Origin of the sequence: Burkholderia arboris, assembly GCF_038723655.1 — a bacterium.
In the GTDB taxonomy this organism is placed as follows: domain Bacteria; phylum Pseudomonadota; class Gammaproteobacteria; order Burkholderiales; family Burkholderiaceae; genus Burkholderia; species Burkholderia arboris.
On the sequence record NZ_CP109821.1, the window covers coordinates 3,314,454 to 3,337,704 of the forward strand.

17 protein-coding genes are annotated in these 23,251 nt (G+C 63.4%); 3 read left to right on the forward strand and 14 right to left on the reverse strand.

Translation table 11 applies throughout. The features are described from left to right. Window positions 1-3: 3 nt before the first annotated feature. The 3 genes from gshA to OHZ10_RS15575 all read right to left on the reverse strand — a co-directional run bounded on the left by gshA (window position 4) and on the right by OHZ10_RS15575 (window position 3,416). Window positions 4-1,293: a glutamate--cysteine ligase gene (gshA, locus tag OHZ10_RS15565; protein ID WP_006477713.1), complete on the reverse strand. Its 1,290-nt coding sequence runs from the start codon at window positions 1,291-1,293 to the stop codon at window positions 4-6. Window positions 1,294-1,537: 244 nt separating this feature from the next. Then, complete coding sequence (locus tag OHZ10_RS15570) at window positions 1,538-3,040, reverse strand: ammonium transporter (protein ID WP_342702963.1); 1,503 nt, start codon at window positions 3,038-3,040, stop codon at window positions 1,538-1,540. Between the two features lie 37 nt (window positions 3,041-3,077). Then, window positions 3,078-3,416, reverse strand: coding sequence for a P-II family nitrogen regulator (locus OHZ10_RS15575; protein WP_038711752.1), 339 nt, complete (start codon window positions 3,414-3,416; stop codon window positions 3,078-3,080). 355 nt (window positions 3,417-3,771) lie between these two features. Between OHZ10_RS15575 and OHZ10_RS15580 the strand changes: the two genes are divergently transcribed. Further along, window positions 3,772-4,023, forward strand: a complete 252-nt coding sequence (locus OHZ10_RS15580; protein WP_006489451.1) for an accessory factor UbiK family protein — start codon at window positions 3,772-3,774, stop codon at window positions 4,021-4,023. Between the two features lie 279 nt (window positions 4,024-4,302). Then, window positions 4,303-5,901, forward strand: coding sequence for a YifB family Mg chelatase-like AAA ATPase (locus OHZ10_RS15585; protein WP_174994450.1), 1,599 nt, complete (start codon window positions 4,303-4,305; stop codon window positions 5,899-5,901). 333 nt (window positions 5,902-6,234) lie between these two features. Here the strand turns inward: OHZ10_RS15585 and OHZ10_RS15590 are convergent, their stop codons facing one another. Continuing rightward, window positions 6,235-6,807: a hypothetical protein gene (locus tag OHZ10_RS15590; protein WP_059233110.1), complete on the reverse strand. Its 573-nt coding sequence runs from the start codon at window positions 6,805-6,807 to the stop codon at window positions 6,235-6,237. A gap of 161 nt (window positions 6,808-6,968) precedes the next feature. Between OHZ10_RS15590 and OHZ10_RS15595 the strand changes: the two genes are divergently transcribed. Further along, window positions 6,969-7,505: a peroxiredoxin family protein gene (locus tag OHZ10_RS15595; RefSeq protein WP_174994451.1), complete on the forward strand. Its 537-nt coding sequence runs from the start codon at window positions 6,969-6,971 to the stop codon at window positions 7,503-7,505. Window positions 7,506-7,602: 97 nt separating this feature from the next. Here the strand turns inward: OHZ10_RS15595 and OHZ10_RS15600 are convergent, their stop codons facing one another. The 10 genes from OHZ10_RS15600 to OHZ10_RS15645 all read right to left on the reverse strand — a co-directional run bounded on the left by OHZ10_RS15600 (window position 7,603) and on the right by OHZ10_RS15645 (window position 23,201). Next, window positions 7,603-8,958, reverse strand: coding sequence for a sigma-54-dependent transcriptional regulator (locus OHZ10_RS15600; RefSeq protein WP_059233108.1), 1,356 nt, complete (start codon window positions 8,956-8,958; stop codon window positions 7,603-7,605). A gap of 343 nt (window positions 8,959-9,301) precedes the next feature. Beyond that, complete coding sequence (locus OHZ10_RS15605; protein ID WP_342702970.1) at window positions 9,302-11,371, reverse strand: sensor histidine kinase; 2,070 nt, start codon at window positions 11,369-11,371, stop codon at window positions 9,302-9,304. A 4-nt stretch (window positions 11,372-11,375) separates the two neighbouring features. Next, entirely contained in the window at window positions 11,376-12,665 is a 1,290-nt protein-coding gene (locus OHZ10_RS15610) for a dicarboxylate/amino acid:cation symporter (RefSeq protein WP_059233107.1), read from the reverse strand. Window positions 12,666-13,231: 566 nt separating this feature from the next. After that, a complete protein-coding gene (locus OHZ10_RS15615) occupies window positions 13,232-13,780 on the reverse strand; it encodes a hypothetical protein (RefSeq protein ID WP_342702971.1) in 549 nt (182 codons plus the stop codon). Window positions 13,781-14,353: 573 nt separating this feature from the next. Continuing rightward, complete coding sequence (locus tag OHZ10_RS15620) at window positions 14,354-14,968, reverse strand: hypothetical protein (RefSeq protein WP_342702973.1); 615 nt, start codon at window positions 14,966-14,968, stop codon at window positions 14,354-14,356. A 434-nt stretch (window positions 14,969-15,402) separates the two neighbouring features. After that, entirely contained in the window at window positions 15,403-15,873 is a 471-nt protein-coding gene (locus OHZ10_RS15625; protein ID WP_174994454.1) for a hypothetical protein, read from the reverse strand. Window positions 15,874-16,148: 275 nt separating this feature from the next. After that, on the reverse strand, window positions 16,149-18,821 hold the full coding sequence (locus OHZ10_RS15630) for a peptidase M23 (protein WP_342702975.1): 2,673 nt from the start codon (window positions 18,819-18,821) through the stop codon (window positions 16,149-16,151). A 17-nt stretch (window positions 18,822-18,838) separates the two neighbouring features. Then, complete coding sequence (locus OHZ10_RS15635) at window positions 18,839-20,917, reverse strand: type VI secretion system Vgr family protein (RefSeq protein WP_342702976.1); 2,079 nt, start codon at window positions 20,915-20,917, stop codon at window positions 18,839-18,841. Between the two features lie 272 nt (window positions 20,918-21,189). Continuing rightward, window positions 21,190-22,884, reverse strand: coding sequence for a cation acetate symporter (locus OHZ10_RS15640; protein ID WP_174994456.1), 1,695 nt, complete (start codon window positions 22,882-22,884; stop codon window positions 21,190-21,192). Window positions 22,885-22,895: 11 nt separating this feature from the next. Continuing rightward, on the reverse strand, window positions 22,896-23,201 hold the full coding sequence (locus OHZ10_RS15645; protein ID WP_059233105.1) for a DUF485 domain-containing protein: 306 nt from the start codon (window positions 23,199-23,201) through the stop codon (window positions 22,896-22,898). Between the last annotated feature and the right edge of the window lie 50 nt (window positions 23,202-23,251).

Below are 23,251 nucleotides of genomic sequence, written 5' to 3' on the forward strand. Positions count from 1 at the left end.
CCGTTACACCTGGATGGCTTCGGGATCGGTCTTTTCCAGTTCGATCGACGACGCGATCAGCGACAGCCGCGCGACAACGCCGTACATGTAGAAACGGTTCGGCGGCGCGGCACCCGGCTTCGCGCCGGCATCCGGCAGCGCGGTGTGCTCGAAGCCGAGCGGCACGTAGTGCATGCCGGGCGCGTTCAGGTTCTGGTCGCGCTCGCGGCCGCCGTGCGTGCGGTAGAAACCGCCGACCACGTAGCGGTCGATCATGTACACGACCGGCTCCGCGACTTCGTCGCCGACGCGCTCGAACGTGTAGACGCCCTCCTGCACGATCACGTCGCGCACCGCGAGGCCGGCCTTCGACTCGGCCATCTGCGCGCGCTCGGCCTTCGTCATGCGGCCGATCTCGGCCGCATCGTGCACGGTCATCACGCCGCGCCCTGCCGTGCCCGCGTCGGCCTTCACGACGACGTACGGCTTCTCGCTGATCCCGTATTCGCGATACTTGCGCGCGATCTTCTTCAGCACGCCGTCGATTGCGTCGGCGAGCGCCTGCTCGCCTTCATGCGCCTGCCAGTCGACGCCTTCCACGTGCGCGAAATACGGATTCACCATCCACGGATCGACGCCGACCATCTTCGCGAACTTCTTCGCGACGTCGTCGTAGCACGAGAAGTGCGTCGACTTGCGGCGCACGGCCCAGCCCGCGTGCAGCGGCGGCAGCAGGTACTGCTCGTGCAGGTTTTCCAGCACGGCCGGAATGCCGGCCGACAGGTCGTTGTTCAGCAGGATCGAGCACGGATCGAAATTCTTCAGGCCGAGGCGGCGCTGCGAACGCTCGAGCGGTTCGAGCACGATCTTCTGGCCGTCGGCCAGCGTGATCGGCGTCATGTCGGTGATGCTCGGGTCGAGCGAGCCGAAGCGCACGTTCAGGCCGGCCTGGCGCATGATCGTCGCGAGGCGCGCGACGTTTTCGAGGTAGAACGCGTTGCGGGTCGGCAGCTCGGGAATCACGAGCAGGTTCTTCGCGTCCGGGCAGATCTTCTCGATCGCGGCCATCGCGGCCTGCACGGCAAGCGGCAGCACTTCGGACGGCAGATTGTTGAATGCGCCGGGAAACAGGTTCGCGTCGACGGGGGCCAGCTTGAAGCCGGCGTTGCGCAGGTCCACCGAACAATAGAACGGCGGGGTGTGTTCCTGCCATTCGAGCCTGAACCAGCGTTCGATCGCAGGCGTCGCGTCGAGGATCTTCTGCTCGAGTTCGAGCAGCGGACCGTTCAACGCGGTAACGAGGTGGGGAACCATGAATCACTCGCGAGCGGGAGAATGAAGATTGTAGAGCAATTGCCCTGCCCATTTGGGGATTGTTCCCGGCTTCGCAAGGGTTTCGAGGAAGATTTCGGCTATTGACCCGATAGCGCGCAGGGTTATGCGCTCCGGCAGTGGATGGCAGGAGAAAAAAAGCCCGCCGGGTGGGGCGGGCCGAAGTCGCTGCGCTCATTCGTGACGGGCGCCGTCTGCGCAGCGGCCCGCCGTTCATCCTTATGACTTATTCGACGTGCTCGCCGTGCAGGACCACGTCGAGGCCTTCGCGCTCTTCCTCTTCGGACACGCGCAGGCCGATCGTCAGGTCGATCAGTTTCAGCAGCACGAAGCTCAGCACGCCGCTGTAGACCAGCGTGATCAGCACGCCCTTCGCCTGCAGCAGCAGGCTGCCGTCGGCGCCGCCGATGTCCTTGACCGCGAATACGCCTGTCAGCAGCGCACCGAGAATCCCGCCCACGCCGTGCACGCCGAACGCATCGAGCGAATCGTCGTAGCCGAGCTTCGACTTGAGCCACGTCGCCGACCAGAAGCACACGACGCCGGCAGCGATGCCGATCACGAGTGCGCCCGTCACGCCGACGAAGCCGGCGGCCGGCGTGATCGCGACGAGACCCGCGACCGCGCCCGACACGATGCCGAGCACCGACGGCTTGCCGTGCGTGAGCCATTCGGCAAACATCCAGCCGAGCGCCGCGCAGGCCGTCGCGACTTGCGTCGTCAGCATCGCGAAACCGGCGCGGCCGTCGGCCGCGACCGCGGAACCCGCGTTGAAGCCGAACCAGCCGACCCACAGCATCGAGCCGCCGATCATCGTCAGCACGAGGTTGTGCGGCGCCATCGATTCACGGCCGAAGCCGACGCGCTTGCCGAGCATCAGGCACGACACGAGGCCAGCGATACCGGCGTTGATGTGCACGACGGTGCCGCCCGCGAAATCGAGCACGCCGTCCGACGACAGCCAGCCGGTCGGCTCCCACACCATGTGCGCGATCGGCACATAGACGATCAGCGACCAGAGCGTCATGAACACGAGCATCGCCGAGAACTTCATCCGGTCGGCGAACGCGCCGCAGATCAGGGCCGGCGTGATGATCGCGAACGTCATCTGGTAGACGAAGTAGACCGATTCCGGAATCGTCGTCGCGAGATGGCTGACCGTCAGCGTCGTCGCCTTGTCACCCTTCACGTACGTCATCCCGTGCAGGAACGCGCGCGACAGGCCGCCGATGAAGCCGTTGCCGGGCGTGAACGCGAGGCTGTAGCCGACCACCGTCCACAGCACCGTGATCACCGCGGTGATCGCGAAGCTCTGCATCACCGTCGCGAGCACGTTCTTCTTGCGGACCATGCCCGCGTAGAACAGCGCGAGGCCGGGGATCGTCATGAACAGCACGAGCGCGGTCGACGTCAGCATCCACGCGGTGTCGCCCGCGCTGATCTTCGACGAATCGACCGAGAACGGCTCGGTCGGCGCAGCCGGTGCGGCCGGCGCGGAGGCGGCGGCGGCCGAAGCGTCGGCGGCGCCCGAAGCCGGTGCGGCGGCAGCGGCGGATGCGGTGGCGGCCGGCGCCGATGCAGCCGGAGCGGCGGCAGCCGAGGCGTCGGAAGCGGTGGCGGCGGGCGCGGACGCAGCCGCGGCGGACGCCGCGTCGTCGGCGAGCGCGGGGCCGACGCCGGCCGCGATCAGCGAGCCGGCCATCAGCAGGGACATCAGAAGTTTGCGCATCTTGGGTTTCCTCTTGTCGCTTGTCTTGTCTGTTCTGTTACAGCGCGTCAGCGCCGGTCTCCCCGGTGCGAATCCGGATCACCTGCTCAATCTGCGTCACGAAGATCTTGCCGTCGCCGATCTTGCCGGTGCGCGCGGCCCGCTCGATCGCTTCCACCGCCTGGTCGACGAGATCGTCGGACACGGCCGCCTCGATCTTCATCTTCGGCAGGAAATCGACCACGTATTCGGCGCCGCGGTACAGCTCGGTGTGCCCTTTCTGGCGCCCGAACCCTTTCACCTCCGTCACCGTGATGCCCGAGACGCCAAGCGCCGACAGCGCCTCGCGCGTCTCATCGAGCTTGAACGGCTTGATGATTGCGGTAATGAGTTTCATGAAGTCCTCTCGCTGGGTTGTCCCGTCGAATTGGTTGGAATGTTGTAACGGACTCTTCTCAGCAACTCGCATGCCATGTTGGCCCGAGACCCGTGTCGAATGGCTCCGGAACGGGGTCGCATCCCGTGATGTAAGGTGCAGAAGCCCGGCCGAATGGCCAACGTGGCCCGGTTTGCTGGCGCGGCGAAAGGAACGTTGCTAGAGTGCACGCACGTCCCGGATTGCCGGGCCATTCACCCATGCGGGCGCCATGCCCGGAATTCGCGCCCCCGGCGCACCATTTCCGGTCATGCGTGCATCATGGGCACGTACGCAACTGAAGATGCACATTTTTTGTGCAAGGAAGGGGAATCACATGAAGCAACCCAGCGACGTTTTCAACGATCTGCAGTCGCGCGTCAGCGACCTGCTGAAAAACTCGCCGGCCAAGGACGTCGAGCGCAACGTGAAGGCCATGCTGTCGCAAGGCTTCTCGAAGCTCGATCTCGTCACGCGCGAGGAATTCGACACGCAGGCCCAGGTGCTCGCCCGCACCCGCGTGCGCCTCGAGGAACTCGAAAAGCGCGTCGCGGAACTCGAGCAGAAGCTCGCCGCGCCGCAAGCCTGACGCGCCGCCCGGCCCAAGGTCCGGGCGCGGGCCGCCTCGTGCAGCCCGCGCCCGCCGCCCCGAAGGTGTTCCGCCGCTCCCCGTAGTCCGTCGTTCTTCGCAGCCCCCCGCTCTTCGCCGTCCATCGCTCTTCGCAGTTCGTCGCTCTTCGCAATTCGTCGTTCCGCAGTCCTTCGTTCTTTCCCCGCGCCACGCCGGCACGCGCGCACCGATTTCTCCGATTCCCGCGGCATGCGGCCCCGAACGGCCGTCGTCCGTCTGTCATGCAGGAGCCTCGCCATGTCGCTTGCCGTGGTGCGCAGTCGCGCCCCCGCCTCCGGCCGCGCGCCGGACGTTACCGTCGAAGTCCATCTCGCCAACGGGCTGCCCTCGTTCTCGATCGTCGGCCTGCCCGATCTCGAAGTCCGCGAAAGCCGCGAGCGCGTGCGCGCCGCGCTGCAGAACTGCGGATTCGAATTCCCGGTGCGCCGGATCACCGTCAACCTCGCGCCGGCCGACCTGCCGAAGGAATCGGGCCGGTTCGATTTGCCGATCGCGCTCGGCATCCTTGCCGCGAACGGCCAGATTCCGGCCGACGCGCTGGCCGGCCGCGAATTCGCGGGCGAGCTGTCGCTGACGGGCGCGCTGCGGCCGATGCGCGGCGCGTTCGCAATGGCGTGCGGCGCCGCGCGGGACTGGCGTGCAGGGGAAACCGGATCGGAATTCGGCTCGGGCCCGGAGGCCGTCGCGATGCCGGGTTCCGCGGCGGCATCACGCGCGCCCGAGCTATACCTGCCGTTCGACAGTGCTGCCGAGGCCGCGCTCGTACCGGGCGTGACCGTGTTCGGGGCGCGCGACCTGCCCGCGCTGTGCGCGCACCTCGCCGATGCGCCGGACGGGCGGCTCACGCCGGTCGCGGCGCCGTGCCTCGACGGCCTGCCGGCGCCGGCGGCACCCGACCTCGCCGAGGTGGTCGGCCAGCGCGGCGCCCGGCGCGCGCTCGAAGTCGCCGCCGCGGGCGGTCATCACATGCTGATGGTCGGGCCGCCGGGAGCCGGCAAGTCGATGCTGGCCGCGCGGCTGGCTGGCCTCCTGCCGCCACTGACCGACGACGAGGCGTTGACTTCGGCGGCGCTCCTGTCCGCGAGCCGCCTCGGCTTCTCGCCCGCGCAGTGGCGCCGGCGGCCGTTCCGTTCGCCGCATCACTCGTCGAGCGCCGCCGCGCTGGTCGGCGGCCGCAACCCGCCGCAGCCGGGGGAAATCACGCTCGCGCACCTCGGCGTCCTGTTTCTCGACGAGCTGCCGGAATTCGACCGGCACGTGCTGGAAATGCTGCGCGAGCCGCTGGAAGCCGGCCGCATCACGATCTCGCGCGCGGCCCAGCAGGCCGATTTCCCGGCCGCGTGCCAGCTGATCGCCGCGATGAATCCGTGCCCGTGCGGCTGGCACGGCGATCCGTCCGGGCGCTGCCGCTGCTCGCCGGACGTCGCCGCACGCTATCTGCGCAAGCTGTCGGGGCCGCTGCTCGATCGCATCGACATCCAGATCGACCTGCCCGCGCTGTCGCCGGCCGAACTCGCGTCGCGCACGACGGCGCCCGGCGAGCCGAGCGCGGCGGTGGCCGCACGCGTCGCGCAGGCGCGCGCGCTGCAGCTCGGCCGGCAGGGCAAGACGAATCACATGCTGAGCGGCCGCGAGACCGACGACCTGTGCCGGCCGACCGACGAAGGCGAGCGGTTGTTGCGCGAGGCCGGCGAGCGTTTCGGCTGGTCGGCGCGTGCGTATTTCCGCGTGCTGAAAGTGGCGCGGACGATCGCCGACCTGGCCGGCGACCCGCTGCCGACGGCCGCGCAGATCGCCGAAGCGATCCGCTACCGGCGCGCGCTCACGGCGCTCTGAGCGCCCTCGGAGGACAAAATCCGGCTGTCAAGACTTGACTTATGCACAATTTCGCGAATCCGGCCCCGGATCGCGACTCGCCGGGGCCTTTGCGCGACGGAATCCGCATCTCGTTGTTTTCATTGATTTTTCTCAAACGGCGAGCGAGCGGCCAAACGGGCCGGAAGGCCGTCCGGCATGGCTCAGCGGGAAATCCGGACAACTTTTCAACAAAGTTATCCACATGCGCTGTGGATAGCCGAAAAAACCTCGCAAAATCCGGTCACTAGCGTCGAAAGCTGCGAATGAACTTTCAATTGTCACAGTATGTCCGAGCGCCGTCGCCGGCCGTAATCAATCGAGTTTGAACGAGCCGAAAAACTGGTCGAGCTGCTCCTGCGCGAGCGGCCCGTCGGCGATCACGACGGCCTGGTACGCGTGCCGGCCGCGCGCGGCGAGCCGCGCGACGATCGTCTTGCGGGCGCGATCGCCGCCGGCGGCCGCCCCGGCGATGCGCAGCTCGAGCCCGTTCACCGCGCCGCCGGCCGCGAGCGGCACCGGCACCGACGCCGTCTGCGGCGCGCCTTCGAGGTTGCGCGACAGCCCGGCGCGCAGGAATTCGAGCGCGGCGCGGCGTGTGTCGTCGCGGTCGTCGGGCAGCGTCAGCGTGCCGACCGCGAACACCGCGCCGTCGACGTGCGCGGCCTGCATCCGCATCGGCATCGTCGTGCCGCCGATCGCCACCGGCTGCTCCTCGACGGTCGGCTTCGCCGGCAGGTCGATCGTGTAGCCGGCGTCGTTGTGCAGCGTGCGCCAGTCGAACGACGGCGAGCACGCCACCAGCGTGGCGCTCACGCAAGCGAGCGCGGCGAAGTGTCGCAGCGGGCGAAAAAGGGGGCGCAACGAATCGATGACTTCCTTCGGCATGGCGTGAGTCGGGCAGGCAAAAACGGGCATTATCCGCCGAACCTGAAAACCGGGATGTGTGGCGGCCGCCGGTGCGCGCGCCGCATTCGCGTTAAAATGAGCGCCGAATTTCGACGTCCTTTGCATCGACCCGCGTCATCGACCGACTCCGAGAGCACCAGATGAACACCACGCCTCCCGCCCGCCGCAGTGCCGGCCCCGTCCGCTACATCGTCGCGGCTGCCGTCGTCGCGGCCATCGCCGTCGCCGGCTTCTTCGCGTTCAACGGCAAGTCCAGCGTGCCGGACGCGACGTTCACGCTGCTGTCGGGCCAGAAGGTCTCGACCGCCGGCGACCTGAAGGGCAAGGTCTATCTCGTGAACTTCTGGGCGACGAGCTGCGCGACCTGCATGCAGGAAATGCCGCAGATGGTCGATACCTACAATCGCTTCAAGGGTCAGGGTCTGGAATTCGTCGCAGTCGCGATGAACTACGATCCGCCGATGTACGTCGCGAACTACGCGCAGACGCGCCAGCTGCCGTTCAAGGTCGCGCTCGACGACGGCAGCGTCGCGAAGCAGTTCGGCAACGTGCAGCTCACGCCGACGACCTTCGTCGTCGACAAGGACGGCAAGATCCTGAAGCGCTATGTCGGCGCGCCGCAGTTCGCGGAACTCGACGCACTGCTCAAGAAGGCGCTCGACGGCAACGCGGCCTGAGCGCCGCCAGATCCGGCTCGAAGGGCCGCACGCCGTGCCCTTCCCGCACCAACGGACCGTACGACCGGACAACCCGGTTCTACGGTCCGTTTGCTTTTCAGCGCTCGGTTTCGCCTTTCGCCGACAGCCCGTAGCGTTTCATCTTCTCGTACAGCGTCGCCTTGCCGACGTGCAGCCGGTCGGCCGTCGCGGCAACCGCCCCGCCCGTCTGGTTCAGCGCCTCGGCGATCACCGCGCGTTCGAACTGCTCGATGCGCTCCTTCAGCGTCTGGTCGTTGTCCGCGTCGTCGCCGCCCGCGCCCGTTTCCTGCGGCATGTCGGCCACGCCGAGCACGAAGCGGTCGGCCGCGTTGTGCAGCTCGCGCACGTTGCCGGGCCAGTCGCGCTGCATCAGGCTCGCACGCTGCCGGTCGGTCAGCACCGGCGCGGGCCGCCCGTAGCGCACGGCCGCATCGAGCATGAAGTGCTCGAACAGCGGCACGATGTCCTCGCGGCGTTCGGCGAGCGGCGGCAGCGCGATCGTCACGACGTTGAGCCGGTACAGCAGGTCGCGCCGGAACGTGCCGGCCGCGACGAGCTCGCTCATGTCGCCCTTCGCGGCCGCGACGACGCGGCAGTTCACGCGGATCGGCTGATTCGAGCCGAGCCGCTCCAGCACGCCGTCCTGCAGCACGCGCAGCAGCTTCACCTGCAGCGCGAGCGGCATGCTTTCGATTTCATCGAGGAACAGCGTGCCGCCGGACGCGTATTCGAGCTTGCCGACGCGCCGCTTCGCGGCGCCCGTGAATGCGCCGGGCTCGTAGCCGAACATTTCCGATTCGAACATCGGCTCGGGCAGCGCGCCGCAATTCACCGCGATAAACGGCTTGTCGCGGCGCGGCGACAGCTCGTGCAGGCTGCGCGCGATCAGTTCCTTGCCGGCGCCCGTGTCGCCGTTGATCAGCACCGACGCATCGGTCGGCGCGACGTTCGCGATCAGCTTGCGCACCTGCTCGATCGCGGGGCTGCGGCCGATGATGCGCGGTGCGACGACGTTCTGCCCGGCCAGCTCGCGCCGCAGCGCGTGGTTCTCGAGCACCAGCTCGCGGCGCTCGAGCGCGCGGCGCACCGTCTCGATCAGGCGCTCGGCCGCGAACGGTTTTTCGATGAAATCGTACGCGCCGTCGCGCATCGCCTGCACGGCCATCGAGATGTCGCCGTGACCGGTGACGAGAATCACCGGCACGTCGGGCACGCGCTCGCGGCACTGCGCGAGCACGTCGAGCCCGCTCGCGCCGGGCAGCCGGATGTCGCTGACGATCGCGCCGGCGGTGTCCGCGACGATCGCCTTCTCGGCCGCCTCGGCCGACTCGAAGCCGGCGACGTCGAAGCCCGCCAGTTGAAGGCTCTGCACGCTCGCCCGGCGAACGAGCGCATCGTCTTCGATATAGATCACTTGCAGCCGGTTGGCCATCGTACTCACTTGCTCCTGACAAGCCGCGCGGCGGTCTCGCGCGCGGCTGCGTTGATGCCGGTCGTGCACCGGCCGGGCCTGCGACGGGTCTGGGGCCGGTTCACGCCAATAACGGGCTTGCGCTGTCCACCGGAAGGGCCGAGCGCAAGGAATACGACGAAGCGAACACTCGACGTATTCGCGAGGAGTATGACGCAGCGATCGGCCCTTCTGGCGGACAGCCCCACGAACGACGCTTTCCAAACAGCGGAACGAGCCTTTCCGCCCGCATTGCGGCGTCGTTCGTCGCTTGTCCCCCAAGGGGACTTCCTTCGGGGCGTTTGGCTCGGCCAAACAACGCCCCTCACTCCTTGCACTGCGAGCGGAAAGGCTCGTTCGCAAGCCCGCCATCCGCGTGAACAGGCCCTGGCGAACCCGCCGGCTCGGATACGGAGCCCGGATGATGCGTGCGTGCGCGCCGCAGCGTCAAGACGAACAGCGCACCGCCCGACGGCGCATTGCGCGCGGTCAGCGCGCCGCCCGCGTCGCTCGCGATCGACGACGAGATGGCGAGGCCGAGCCCGAGCCCGCGCCCCATTTCCTTCGTCGTGAAGAACGGTTCGAACAGGCGCGGCAACAGGTCGGGCGCAATGCCGGAGCCGTTGTCGCGCACTTCGACCGCGAGCGTCGCGGCCGACACCGCGATCGTCACTTCGATCGCCGGCGCCGCGACGCCGGCCACCGCGTCGAGCGCGTTGCCGAGCAGGTTGATCAGCACCTGTTCGAGGCGCAAATCCTCGCAGCGCGCAACGAGCGCCGGATAGTCGCGCGCGAGGTCGAGCGGCTCATCGTGCGCGGGCGACACGGTTGCATCCTGCAGCGTCAGCGTGAGCGCGACGCCGCCCAGGCGCTCGCCGAGCAGCGACAGCACGCTGCGCAGCGCGCGCACGACGAGCGCCCGCTCGTTGCGCGGCTTCGCGCGGCCGACGAACAGCTTCAGCTGGTTCGTGATCTTGCCCATCCGCTCGGTGAGCGCCGCGATCGCCTCGAGGTTCTCGCGCGCGGCCGCCTGCTCGCCCCGGTCGAGCAACACGCGCGTGTTGTCCGAGAAGCTGCGCAGCGCCGCGAGCGGCTGGTTCAGTTCATGCGTGATGCCGGCCGCCATCTGGCCGAGCGCGGCGAGTTTGCTCGCCTGGATCAGTTCGTCGTGCGCGGCGCGCAGCTCCTGCTCCGCGTGGATCCGGTCGCCGACTTCCTTCTGCAACTGCTCGTTCGCTTCCGACAGGTCGGCCGTACGCTCCTCGACGCGCCGGTTCAACTCCGCGTACGCCTGCTGCAGCAGTGCGCGGCCGCGGATCATTTCGCGCACGCGCGCGCGGCGCATCCGCCAGTAGAACGCGAGCAGCGCGACCGACACGAAGCCGAAGCCCGTGACGATCGTCGCGTTGCGCGCATCGGTGTCGACGGGCGCGATCGGCGCGAGCGTGACAAGCAGCCAGTCGGGCTCGCCGATCCGGCGCTTGCTGGCGAGGAAGCGCGGCGCGCGCCGGCCCGGGCCGAGGCGCACGATCTCCGCATCGGCGCCGAGCGTCTGCTCGATGCGCAGCGGCAGCGGCGTGACCGGTTGCTGCGCGTACTGGCGCGTCTCGTAGATCGACGCGGCAACGGGGCCCGTGAGCGGACGCAGCGTGTGGTACTTCCATGCGGGCACCGACGACAGGAACACGACGCCGTGATCGTCCGCGACGACGAGCGGCTCGGACGCATCGGCGCCCTGGAACCATTCGAGGTTGAGCTTCACGACGACGACACCCGCGATCTTGCCGTCGCGCCACACGGGCTGCGAGATGTAGTAGCCGGGGTCGCGCGAGATCGTGCCGATCCCGAAGAAGCGGCCGACCTGGCCGTTCATCGCATCGACGAAATACGGGCGGAAGCGGTATTCGATCCCGACGAAGCTGTCGGGCGCGCGCCAGTTGCTGGCGGCGACGCACAGGCCGTCCGCGCCGATCACATAGGTGACGGTCGCGTGCGCGTGTTCGTTGAGATCTTCGAGATAGCGGTTGACGCGCGCGGTGTAATCGCCGCGCTTCGGCTCGGCGAGCAGGTCCTGCACGTACGGATGGCTGCCGAGCAGATAAGGCAGCGATTCGTAGCGATCGAGCGTGCTCTTGAGCGCGTTGGTGGTGCGGTCGACGCGCACCGCGGCATTGCGCTGCAGCTCGGCGACGCCGCGCCGCCAGGTGATCGTCCACGTCAGCGCGCACGCCGCGACGAGCGCGGCGGCAAGCACGACGAGGATGAACAGGCGGCGCGTCACGGTCGTGGCTTCCTGGCGATGCGGATCGCCTATTGTGTCATAGGCCTCCGCATCCCCGCGCCGATCGCCGCGTGCCGCGCTGCCGGCGGACGGCGCCGCCGCCTGCTCCTTCATGACGTCAGACGCCGGCCGTCTCGGTCGGCGTGACTTCGCCGCCGCCCTTCAGTGCCTGGCGCAGCTTGTTGCGGTCGAGCTCCTTCTCCCATGCCGACACGACGACCGTCGCGACGCCGTTGCCGACGATGTTGGTCAGCGCACGGCATTCGCTCATGAAGCGGTCGATGCCGAGGATCAGCACCATGCCCGACAGCGGGATCGTCGGCACGACGGCCAGCGTCGCGGCGAGCGTGATGAAGCCCGCGCCCGTCACGCCGCTCGCGCCCTTCGACGTCAGCATCGCGACGGCCAGCAGCGTGAGCTGCTGCATCCACGTCAGTTCGATGTTGGTCGCCTGGGCGATGAACAGCACGGCCATCGTCATGTAGATGTTGGTGCCGTCGAGGTTGAACGAATAGCCGGTCGGCACGACGAGGCCGACGACCGAACGCGAGCAGCCAGCCTTCTCGAGCTTTTCCATCAGTTGCGGCAGCGCGGCTTCCGACGAGCTCGTGCCGAGCACGATCAGCAGCTCTTCCTTGATGTAGGACACGAAGCGGATGATCGAGAAACCCGTGAAGCGCGCGATCGCGCCGAGCACGACGAGCACGAACACGACCGACGTCAGGTAGAACGTGCCGATCAGCTTGAGCAGCGGCACCAGCGAGCCGACGCCGTACTTGCCGATCGTGAACGCCATCGCGCCGAACGCACCGATCGGGGCCAGCTTCGTGACGATGTGCACGATGCCGAACAGCACGCGCGTGAGCCCGTCGATGAAGTCGGTGACGACCTTGCCGCGCTCGCCGAGGTGTGCGAGCACGCTGCCGAACAGCAATGCGATCAGCAGGATCTGCAGGATTTCGCCCTGCGCGAACGCATCGACCATCGTGTTCGGGATGATGTGCATCAGGAAGTCGACCGTCGACTGCCCGTGCGCCTTCGCCGCGTACGACGCGACGGCCTTGCCGTCGAGCGTCGCCGGATCGATGTTGAAGCCGACGCCCGGACGCAGGATGTGCGTGGCCGCGAGGCCCAGCAGCAGCGCGAAGGTCGACACGATCTCGAAGTACAGCAGCGCCTTGCCGCCGACGCGGCCCACCTTCTTCATGTCCTCCATGCCGGCGATGCCGGTGACGACCGTACAGAAGATGATCGGACCGATCACCATCTTGATCAGCTTGATGAAGCCGTCGCCGAGCGGCTTCATGTCGGTGGCGAGCGCCGGGTAGTAGTGGCCGAGGATCACGCCGACGATGATGGCGAAGATCACTTGCACATAGAGCACTTTGTAGAAGGGTTTCTTCTTCACGATGGTTCCTGCTGAAGTAGATGAGCCGGTGGAAACGGCGTCACGCGCGCAGGCAAATGTCAGGGGAGCCATTCGCCTGCGCGGCTGCCGTGCCGCAACAAGCGATGCCTCAGGACATCCGACAGGGGAGGAAGGCATTGGTCATCGATTGTCTCCTTGGTTTAATAGTCGGGCCGGGGGACGGCCGTGCGCTTTATATTGCAAGGTCGATGCCAGGTTTCCGGAACCCCTCAAGCCGTTGTTTTCATTGTATTTCTCATAATGCGGCAGGCAAGGAAATCCGGGATTCCGGATTTCCGGAAAATATTCGTCCGGGGATTCGGACGGATTGGCGGATTCTTCCGATGAATTGGTGCTGCACGGCGTGACCGGTCAGCAGGCCCGTCTGCGCGTAGAAGTCCTGCTGCTCGAATGCGTCGCGCTCGCGGCTCGATTCTGCTTGCGAGAAACTTGCTTATCCACGGCGGAGCTGCCTCCGGCATCCGAGGCCGGCCTGGCCTTCAGGATGGGCTGGCGGCCGTGATTGGCTTGGGTTCGATCAACCTGAACTCAAGAACTAGGTCAGGTTAGTTTCCTGGGCCTCGTTCTTGGTCGCAATCCTCTGTCCCATTCATGTACCTCTGCGCTTTCTCCGGGGAGACATCTTTTAGTCTGTCAACCTCATCACAACGGGAGTCAGGTGTGCAGGTCATTAAAGATATTTCATATACGTCATCGACAGGAATGAAGCCCATAGCACTAACGAGGATCAATCTATCGCTTTTTACCTGATAGCCATAACGCACCGATTGCACGTCCCCACTGCCACTTTCGATTGAAAATATTTCACCGCATTTTGCCTTAGAACGATAAAGCCTTGGCGCCTCACCAATGTATTGGTACAACTTTTTCTTCTGGTCGAAAACCCAATACCACATACCATCCCCCGCCCTTCCACCACCATTTGCCACTCCGAGGCCACGCTTACCATCGTCTTTTAATTCAATATCAGAATCCACGCTTACAGAATAAGCCCGATTTTCAACGATAAATTTATATTCCCGCCTACTTTTCCCTGTAAGCAGGCTAACAGAGACGTGACCTCCATCACCGCCACCACAATACTCAACCTCCACCGTAGATACAACACCCTCCGATGTTTCTATACGAACCTCCTTCAGATCGCTACAAACACACCTCTCAGAGGCTGATGATGGGGCAAAAAGTATAAATGACAGAACAATAATAATGAACGATATTTTTATAGCAGTCTATTTGGTCTTCATAGACACATCTCGATTCGTAGCAAATTCCCCGCATCACTGAAGCGCATTGCAAACAATCTTCATTACTGCCTCAATCTGTCGCAACCCAAGAAACACATCAGCTCGATACTTCGAGAATGTTGGAATTGATTTATGGGCACGGGAAGCCAAAAACGTAAAAATTCTGAGCCCCAAGAAATCCGATAGATAAGGCACTCGCAAGATACGCCTCCTATCAATCAATAAAAGCATCTAGCGCACCCCGACTCACAGACTCACAGACTCACAGACTCACAGACTCACAGACTCACAGACTCACATCCAGATCATATTTTCCGGCAAGCTCTTCACGAACGAACGTGGTGAATTTTGCGTTCAAATCCAAGAACGAAGCCAGGCTCACATCCTCATCGACTGCCCGTCGAGGTGAATCCGGTTTCGCTCTCACCGCTCCACATTTCCAGTATGAATCTTGAGTTTTTTAATAAACTCACGAATGGATTCGATATGAAATTTTGCCATAGCACTAATTTCATTCACGGGGCCAAGATGCTTCTCTATGATGGCGTCGACATAAATGGATAGCGGTAAGTTTCTGATGACATGTGACGACAAGGCTGCCGTATAGCATGTGGCAGGTTGCCCTAAGCCCGGCGAATCGTCGCGACACAACACATTGTCGACCTCATACACATCGAACTCACCCAACCTCCTATGCTTCGTTGGATAGAGCCAACCATAAGAACCGCCCGTTACAAAAACATACGCTTCGGATGGTAGCGGTTGTACCCGGCCCATATCTTCAGACGAAATATCGGAGTATTTTTTAAACCCATTGTCCCTGGCAGATTCGCTCAACCTTCTACCTGAGAAGCACACCACAAAGAAAAAGTCTTTCTTCCCAACATCAACACATGTTGATCCATCGAATGACGTTCGGCGATGGGCGTAGTTCGGCAATTCAATAGTAATACCACCACTCAGCTCAAGCTCGCTGGCGGTGGAGTCGCACGCCCACATAGGGAGGCACGCAAGCAACAGCGACAGCCTCGGCCTCATATTTGATCCATGACCATTTTAGCGATTCGCTTCGTATGTGCAATTCGCTGGTTCAGCCCAATTATTCTACTCATCCTTCAATCCACCCAATTAATAGCTCTCTACACATTAAACACATCCTGATCAGAAATCGAGCCATTAACAACAACCATGTTTATCGCTTGAAAGCTGTTGCTGACAGCACCCGCGGTCCAATAAAACCTACCCGCATCAATGCAGTTGAATGGCACGACGCTGATATGCTATGGATCAGCGACCATGAGGCGACGTAAAGATGCCTTAATCCACCATGATGCATCAAATAAACCAAGTGCGAGCCAATTACGATAGACCCAGTAATCTGCATAACTTGGCGGGGTCGATAACTATGTCGGCGCCTTGTGCCACTTTTTAGAAGCCATCATGGCAGCAGCGAACCGCCCCTTGCTCTGGTCTCATTCTTCAAGCAGTTTTATAGACTTGAGGATTTCCATAAAAATTTCGTCGCTCAGCCCTTCATCCAAGTCGAAGTCTCCACCTCGACGCACCAGACAATATCGACTCATTGTCACTGTTTCTTTCGCGTTTCCAATGATCAACCTGATACATCGGTGTCGATTGTCAAATCGCTCGCAGTGGTCACGACTCGATGCGATGTCTCGGCCATTTTTGTAAAAATCCTCCGCGATCCAGCCACTCCAATTCGCCCCCACAACCTCAGATATATGCGCCACCCCAGATAATCCACACTCCCCCCCCTCCAATTCGCTTGTTGAGATGACAGATCCATTTGCAACTCGACGCAAGCCACTTCCATTCGATGAAGCCAGAACATGATCGAGATCACGCCTGTAGATGTGTAATGCCGGCAGCTTTTCGAGTAGACCTGGATTTTTCTGGCCACCGACTAAAGACCCGATCAGCATTGTTGCTCCACTTTGCTCTCGATACGAGTTCGCACAAGGACTGGCCTCAGAATCAGCAATGGGAGCAAGGATCGTCGGAAGGCTAAGTGACAGACCACAGTTCTGATAAAAACCATAATGCTGTGTCGACTCACTACCCTCCGAGACAGGGAGCCCAAAAAGGAACACAAAAATGATTACCGACAAACGCGAGAAACCTCGCCCCAGATCAATAAAATTCAATTCATTTTTGCACATTACCCCCCCATGAAACCCATTAATAAGCGACGCACAACTCAGCCTTCAACCTGCCTTTTTAACACCGAATTCGACGGCATACTCTCCCCATCATCAAAAATGAAGTGTATGTATTTAAAAAACTCCTGCCGTTCCGACAATCCTGTACTTCCGCCGTTCACCGGAGTTGTAATTGCTGACACATTGATGTCGGCCGCACCTAGATCGGCTCGACGATGGATGTTCATCCCACTACGGAGAGCACCTGCATTTGGCGACACCATCACCTTGCTTGTCCAAAAATATCCAGCCGAGTCTGCCGCGATAGACGGATCTATTGACAACCGAGATGGGCGGGGATCTGTCATGAAATCGACATTACGGAACTCGCCATAGATTTTATAGCCATTCCGACCAGTAAGATGAATCAGCCCACGTCCCCGAAAACGCGGGCCATCACCAAGGTGGACATTCCCCAAACTTTGAGCTTTTTCGCGAATTTCCCCTGGTCGCTGCAAGATATAAGTTGGACGATCCCTGCCCCTCAGAAATCCCATAGCCTGCAACCAAGCACGCTTATTGTCGTAATCCTCACCAGCCTCTATTGGTGTTAAATCTTCGTACATGGTCCGAAAGTAGCGCTCATCGCCTTTCTCCGCGGTCGATTTAAAAGCACCGCTCTCCTTGTATATTTGCGCCAGGAAATGAGCTTGCCTCAGTGGCGTAATAAACCCATATTTCAACCACATGCGATTTATAGCAATGTGCATGTTTTGTGGCATAAAGCCATCTCCGCGATTACCACGCGTCCAGCGCGCCCAAGCAACGGACCACGGGATCGCGCCCCCTGCATTCAGAGAGGAGCGCCGAGGTAAAGTTTGTGCCAACTCACGTGTACTGCGCCAACTGCAACGCTTCAATGCGTCGATAACCCTCATCGGATGAAAATGATAGTGCTCTTTATCCAGTGTCAGCCCGTTCTCCACTGCATCCTCCCAAAACGACAAGGCTTGATGATGGCGTTTGAGCTTTTCATAGGCTGCATCGCCTAGACAAATCGGGAACAGGATATTGGCGTCCGGGCTTTGTCCTTCGACACCTTTCAGCCAGTCCCAGCGCTTGTCGAAATCGTCCCGTGCCCATTCGCTGGGCATCTTGACCACGCAGTAGCTCAAGCGCTCGCGCATTTCGCCCATCTGCGCTTTAGCGTAGGCGCGAATCAGCCGACCACGATGCTGGGTAACGGCGTCGATGACCGTGGCGACACCTTGCGACGCTTCGCCGGAGCCGGGCGAGTCCGGGACGGGATGCTGCGTTGGGGAGCGGGGCTCGATCAGGTCGAGCAATTGCATCGAGTCGCAGCGGCTGTTGCCGTCAGTGTCGTCGTCGATAAAGGTCCAGCCCTGCCAGTGGGGAAAGTCGGCGTCGCTGTAGATCTTCGTGCCAGCACAATTGAGGTCGACGAAGGCCGTCGTGTTCGCGTCGATGGCGATCTTGCGAAAATGTGGCAAGCGACCTTCGTGCAGGTCCGAGGCAGCAGGCGCGTCGGGCCCAAGGATGCGTCCGAAGCGCAGCATCTCGTAGCCGGCGCTGGGGCATCCCGGGTACGTGTCCACCGCAGTTTTGTAAAGGTTGTAGCCCCCTTGGGCCTCAGATTCACTCCCCCTGCGCTCGCCGCCGATGCCACGCGTGGTCACGGTAATATCGCCGCGCGCCTCGCTCAGGGTGACGATCAGCACTTCCTTTGTTCGGCTGATCGGCTGCACGGTCCACTGCGCCCACACCTCGGCGGTCAGGTCATCGGGTGGCGTCGCCGCCGCCGCCCCATAGACCGCGGGTACGCGAATGGTGCGCTGCGCATTCGTGGGCAGGGCAAGCGGCTTCTTGCCTGAGTGGGGGGCCGATGCCATGGCCGCTTGGTAAGCGCCGGTGACCCTCGGCCACCAATCGCCAGCATGCGCCTCGGCCTTGCCGTTGAGCGCGAGAATGCGCGCCGGCGTTGTGCGGAAGCGCCGCGCGACGCTTTCGAGCGTATCGTTGGCCGCGCCCACTGTGGAGTTGAAGGCCCGCACCACATATTTTCGGGTTTCGGTACGAGGATTGACCGCGTACAGGGGCGCGCCAGCGGGAACCACGATGTGCATATCGCCCCAGACACAGCTGCGCCGCCCTTCGGCGACCTCCAGTTTGCCTTCGCTACGCCCCATCAACCGCTCCACGTTCGCTTTGTCTGCGACGATTTCGAAGTGGATGCGATTGGGCTTGCCATAGATATCGCCCGCCTTGCCGATAGGATCCTTGCGATACACCTTGTCGCCGCTCTTCCAGTCCGCCTTCGCCACTGTGCTCAGGTGCTGGTAGATCGAGTAGAAGACGACCTCGACGCCCTCGCCAATTTCGGTCCGGTGCTGGAGGATGACAACACCGTTGCTGGTCCAGCCGGCGTAGTAGTACAGCGGGTTGGTGTCGCGTTCTTCCCCGGTGGGCGTGGTCTTAGGCTTGGGTGCGCTGGGGCGAGCGAACACGATCTCGCCGTCGGCGATGGCACGCACCGGCTCTGGATTCGCGTCGCCGCCCGGCGCCACCAGATGCACGCCACCGTGCCAGCCAAACTGATGACTGACGGGAAATGCGCCTTTTCCGCTCTTTTCCCCCAGGCCAAAGGTACCCTCATCCAGAGCCTCGTCGGTCTGCGGTTTTGGCGCGCGCAAGAAAGGAAAGCTGATGAGCATAGGTAGGTTCCTGGCGGTTACTCGGAGAGCGGCAAGTCAGTCGGATCGGTGGGTACGCCAGTCAGCGGGTTGCCGTCGATGCCTAAGCGGTTGCCACGACCGACGCTGTCGCCTATCAGTGGGCCCTTGAACCGAATCACCACGGCGTCGAGCGTGATACCGCCGTCGTCAAGCGTGATCGTGCCGCCGGGGCCACGCAGGCGGATTACCTCGCCGGCTTGCAACTCGACGACCTTGGTGCGATGCCGAATTGCTTGCCCCGCCTCCAGCTCGGCATACCCCTGCACGCGCTGCGTCAGGTGCCCGCCGATATCTACCGTGTGATCGGCCACGGTCTTGTCGCGGCGATGGTTGCCGACTTCCTCGGTTCGGTCCTTGCCCGTGTGGATCGTGTGGTTTCGGCCGATGCTCAGGAAGTCGTCCTGCCCGATATCGTGGCGTCGGTCCTGGCCGATGGTGACCTGCTCGTCCCGACCCACGGTTTCTTTGCGATCGTTACCGATGACGATCGTTTCGTCGTGTCCCACCTGCTCGCTGCGGTCATTGCCCACGAAGGTGGTTTCGTCATGGTTGACGTGGATGTTCTGATCCCTCTGTGCGTGGACGTAGATTTCCTCCTGATCCCTCTCGTCCTCGAAGCGCAGTTCGTTGAAGCCTTCGCCCTTGTGCGTCTGGCTTTTGATCGTCATCCGCGTCTTGTGTCGCGGCAGTTCGTACGGCGGCAACCGCAGGCGGTTGTACGCCCGCCCGATGATGAGCGGCTGGTCCGGATCGCCATCCAGGTTGACCACGATCACTTCTTGTCCGATGCGCGGGATCGCCATGTGGCCCCACGTCGCGCCGGCCCAGTTCTGCGCGACCTGGATCCAGCACGAGCTGTGCTCGTCGTGCTTGCCTTCGCGATCCCACGGGAACTGCACCTTCACCCGGCCGAATTCGTCGGTGTAGATCTCTTCGCCTTCCGGACCCACCACGGTCGCCGGCTGCGGGCCGTCGATGCGCGGGCGCGGCAGTGGCTCGGCACGCCACTCGGTATCGTCCGGCACCAGTACGGCGTCATAGCGGTAATACGAGCCCTGCTGCGCGTCGGCGCTCTCTTCTGCCTGGCTGGTGTATTGCTTGCCGTGATGGACGATGCTCACCGGACGCCAGCCGCGATTCATGTCCTCACGCGGGTGGCCGGTGAGATCGAACGCGATACCGGGCTGCAGGCGCGCATCGTCGCCGCTCACACTGGCCATTCGCGCATCGCGGCGGTGACCACGCAGGCGGTCCTGCGTGAAAGCCTTGCCGCTGCCCTCGTGCTTGTAGCGGCCCGGGTAGTCGTAGCGCGCGTAGCCGCGGCCCTGGTGATCCAGGTCCGCACCCTCGCGCGGGTACTCGTGCGGGTAGCGTGGACTCTTGAACGTGTAATCGCGCTGCACCTGGCGCGCAGTGCGCACGTTCTCGGTGTACGCGAAGGTGCGCAGGCAAGGATCAGACTGGTCGCCGCCGGGCGTGGGGTTGTAGATCACCGGCTCGCCTTGCTGGCGCCCGAAGATAAACAGGCGATCGCAGTGGATCAGGCGGTGGCCTTCGGCCTTGTGCTGGAAGGCGTAGAAAAAACCTTCCTCGCGCAGGATGCGCTCGATGAAGTCGTGGTCGGTGTCGCCCGCCTGCACGCAATACTCGCGCGCCAAATGCTCGTTGGTGACACGCTGTTCATAGTCCAGCGTCTGGCTATGCGCTTTGAGCACGGCCGTAGCGATCTCGGGCACGCTCAGAGTCTGGAAGATGCGCCAGTCGGAGGACAGCTTCAGTCGCGCCAGGCGCGGCTCGATCACCGCGGAATAGCGGGTGCGTCGAAAGCCCGTGTCTCCTTGCACGAAACTTGACACCGCGCCGTGCACGTAACGCATGGGCACACCGCCCTGCCAGATCGTTAGCAAACCGTTGTGGTCAAGCACCTGGCTGAAGTCGATCGCGGCGTTGGTACTGGTCAGCTCCACCTGCAACAGAAAGGTCTCGGACAACCCCTCATGCAGCGTGAACTCCACCACATCGAACGACTCGTCACCGGCAGTGAAGGTAAAGCGCAAGTCGAATTGGATAGCCATAGTTAAGCTGCTCGCTGAACGCCCTGCGGCAACGATTAACTATTGCGAGATCCACGTCTATTGGACGAATTCGAAAGTGGAGTTTCCCGCGACTTGGCGTCCGCCATATCGGTGAGTTGCCCTGGTTCTATCCGTGATCGAACCAGACTGCCCCGGTCAACCTTTGTCGCAAGTACCGTCTGTCCCGACGATGCCCCCGCGCCCCGCCCCCAAAACGAGAACCCCCGAAAGATCTCAATCCTCCGGGGGGTTTCACCGCCATCAATCACGAATCAGTGCTGCACGGCCTCACCCGCCAGCACACCCGTCTGCGCATAAAACTCCTGCTGCTCGAACGCGTCACGCTCGCGCCGTGCGCGCTCGCCGCGATCCGCGAGCGAGCCGACGACGATCCCGATGAACGCGAGCGGCACCGACACGAGCGCCGGGTTGTCGAGGAACACCGGCGCATGCGCGTGGTGCAGCACGTCGACCCACACCGACTTCGACAGCACCGTGAGCACTACCGCCGACGCGAGACCGAGGCCGCCGCCGAGCACCGCGCCGCGCGTCGTCATCCCGCGCCAGAAGATCGACATCGCAAGCACCGGGAAATTCGCGCTCGCGGCCACCGCCGCGACGAGCCCGACCATGAACGCGACGTTCACGTGCTCGAACAGGATCGACAGCGCGATCGCAATGGCCGACAGCACGATCGTCGCCGCGCGCGAGATGCGCATCTCAAGGCGCTCGTCGGGCTTGCCGCGCGCCCACATCTGCGCATACAGGTCGTGCGAGATCGTCGTCGCGCCGGCGAGCGTCAGGCCCGCGACCACCGCGAGGATCGTCGCGAACGTGACGGCCGCGATGAACCCGTAGAACCAGTTCCCGCCGACCGCCTGCGCGAGCTTCACCGCGACCATGTTCGAGCCGCCGAGCAGGTCGTGGGTCAGGTTGAACGTGCCGTTCGCGCCGAGCCGGAAGAATTCCGGATGCTGCGCGAGCAACACGATCGCCGAGAAGCCGATCACGAAGGTCAGCAGGTAGAAGTAGCCGATGAAGCCGGTCGCGTAGAGCACCGACTTGCGCGCCTCCTTCGCGTTCGGCACCGTGAAGAAACGCATCAGGATGTGCGGGAAGCCGGCCGTGCCGAACATCAGCGCGATGCCGAGCGACAGCGCGTTGGCCGGATCGCGGATCAGCTTGCCGGGGCCCATGATCGACAGCGCGCCCGGATGCACGGCCACCGCGCGACGAAACATCTCGTCGACGCTGAAGCCGAATTCGGCAAGCGCGAGCACGACGAGCAGCGTCGCACCGCACAGCAGCAGCACGGCCTTGATCACCTGCACCCAGGTCGTCGCGGTCATCCCGCCGAAGAACACGTAGACGACCATCAGCACGCCGACGATCAGCTCGGCCGTGCCGTACGACAGCCCGAACAGCAACTGGATCAGCTTGCCCGCGCCGACCATCTGCACGACGAGGTACAGCACGACGATCGTCAGCGAATTCGCGGACGTCAGCAGCCGGATCGGCCGTTGCGCGAAGCGGTATGCAACGACGTCGACGAACGTGAACTTGCCGAGGTTGCGCAGCGGTTCGGCGATCAGGAACATCACGAACGGCCAGCCGACGAGAAAGCCGATCGAATAGATCAGCCCGTCGAAGCCGAACATGAACACCATCCCGGACAGCCCGAGGAACGACGCGGCCGACATGTAGTCGCCCGCGATCGCGAGCCCGTTCTGCAGCCCGGTGATGCCGCCGCCGGCCGTGTAGAAGTCGCGCGTCGAGCGCGTGCGCCGCGCGGCCCAGCGCGTGAGCGCGAGTGTCGCGAACACGAACGCGAAAAACATCCCGATCGCGACCGGGTTCAGTTCGACCTTGTCGGGCATCGGGCCCGCGACGGATACCGCATGGGCGGCGGAGGAAACGAGAGCGAGGGAAGCAGCAAGCGCGCCGGGCGCGATCGAGGTACGTCGCATGTCGGCCTCCATCACGAACGCTGCAGGATCGCGTCGACGCGGCGGTCGAACGCACGGTTCGCACGCAGCACGTAGCAGGCGGTCAGCCCGATCGCGACCAGGATGATCGCGACGCCCACGGCGATCCCGACCGTCGTCGTCGCGCCGCGGTACAGCGGCGCCGCAAGCACGTGCGGCGCGAGCGCGACGAGCAGGATGAAGCCGTAGTACGTGGCGATCATCAGCGCCGTGAGCGTGAAGCTGAAGCGGCGCCGTGCGCGCACGAGCTGCTGGTAGTCACGGCGCGCCGTGACCGATTCGATGACGGAAAGCTCCATGGTGTCTCCATTTCTTCCTCGTCGTCGCGAGGAGATTTCTGTGGATGGCC

Excerpts from the sequence above, each read along its gene's own strand:
- gshA (WP_006477713.1), bottom strand. The coding sequence starts at position 1,293 with ATGGTTCCCCACCTCGTTACCGCGTTGAACGGTCCGCTGCTCGAACTC.
- OHZ10_RS15570 (WP_342702963.1), bottom strand. The coding sequence starts at position 3,040 with ATGCGCAAACTTCTGATGTCCCTGCTGATGGCCGGCTCGCTGATCGCG.
- OHZ10_RS15575 (WP_038711752.1), bottom strand. The coding sequence starts at position 3,416 with ATGAAACTCATTACCGCAATCATCAAGCCGTTCAAGCTCGATGAGACG.
- OHZ10_RS15580 (WP_006489451.1), top strand. The coding sequence starts at position 3,772 with ATGAAGCAACCCAGCGACGTTTTCAACGATCTGCAGTCGCGCGTCAGC.
- OHZ10_RS15585 (WP_174994450.1), top strand. The coding sequence starts at position 4,303 with ATGTCGCTTGCCGTGGTGCGCAGTCGCGCCCCCGCCTCCGGCCGCGCG.
- OHZ10_RS15590 (WP_059233110.1), bottom strand. The coding sequence starts at position 6,807 with ATGCCGAAGGAAGTCATCGATTCGTTGCGCCCCCTTTTTCGCCCGCTG.
- OHZ10_RS15595 (WP_174994451.1), top strand. The coding sequence starts at position 6,969 with ATGAACACCACGCCTCCCGCCCGCCGCAGTGCCGGCCCCGTCCGCTAC.
- OHZ10_RS15600 (WP_059233108.1), bottom strand. The coding sequence starts at position 8,958 with ATGGCCAACCGGCTGCAAGTGATCTATATCGAAGACGATGCGCTCGTT.
- OHZ10_RS15605 (WP_342702970.1), bottom strand. The coding sequence starts at position 11,371 with ATGAAGGAGCAGGCGGCGGCGCCGTCCGCCGGCAGCGCGGCACGCGGC.
- OHZ10_RS15620 (WP_342702973.1), bottom strand. The coding sequence starts at position 14,968 with ATGAGGCCGAGGCTGTCGCTGTTGCTTGCGTGCCTCCCTATGTGGGCG.
- OHZ10_RS15625 (WP_174994454.1), bottom strand. The coding sequence starts at position 15,873 with ATGCTGATCGGGTCTTTAGTCGGTGGCCAGAAAAATCCAGGTCTACTC.
- OHZ10_RS15630 (WP_342702975.1), bottom strand. The coding sequence starts at position 18,821 with ATGCTCATCAGCTTTCCTTTCTTGCGCGCGCCAAAACCGCAGACCGAC.
- OHZ10_RS15635 (WP_342702976.1), bottom strand. The coding sequence starts at position 20,917 with ATGGCTATCCAATTCGACTTGCGCTTTACCTTCACTGCCGGTGACGAG.
- OHZ10_RS15640 (WP_174994456.1), bottom strand. The coding sequence starts at position 22,884 with ATGCGACGTACCTCGATCGCGCCCGGCGCGCTTGCTGCTTCCCTCGCT.
- OHZ10_RS15645 (WP_059233105.1), bottom strand. The coding sequence starts at position 23,201 with ATGGAGCTTTCCGTCATCGAATCGGTCACGGCGCGCCGTGACTACCAG.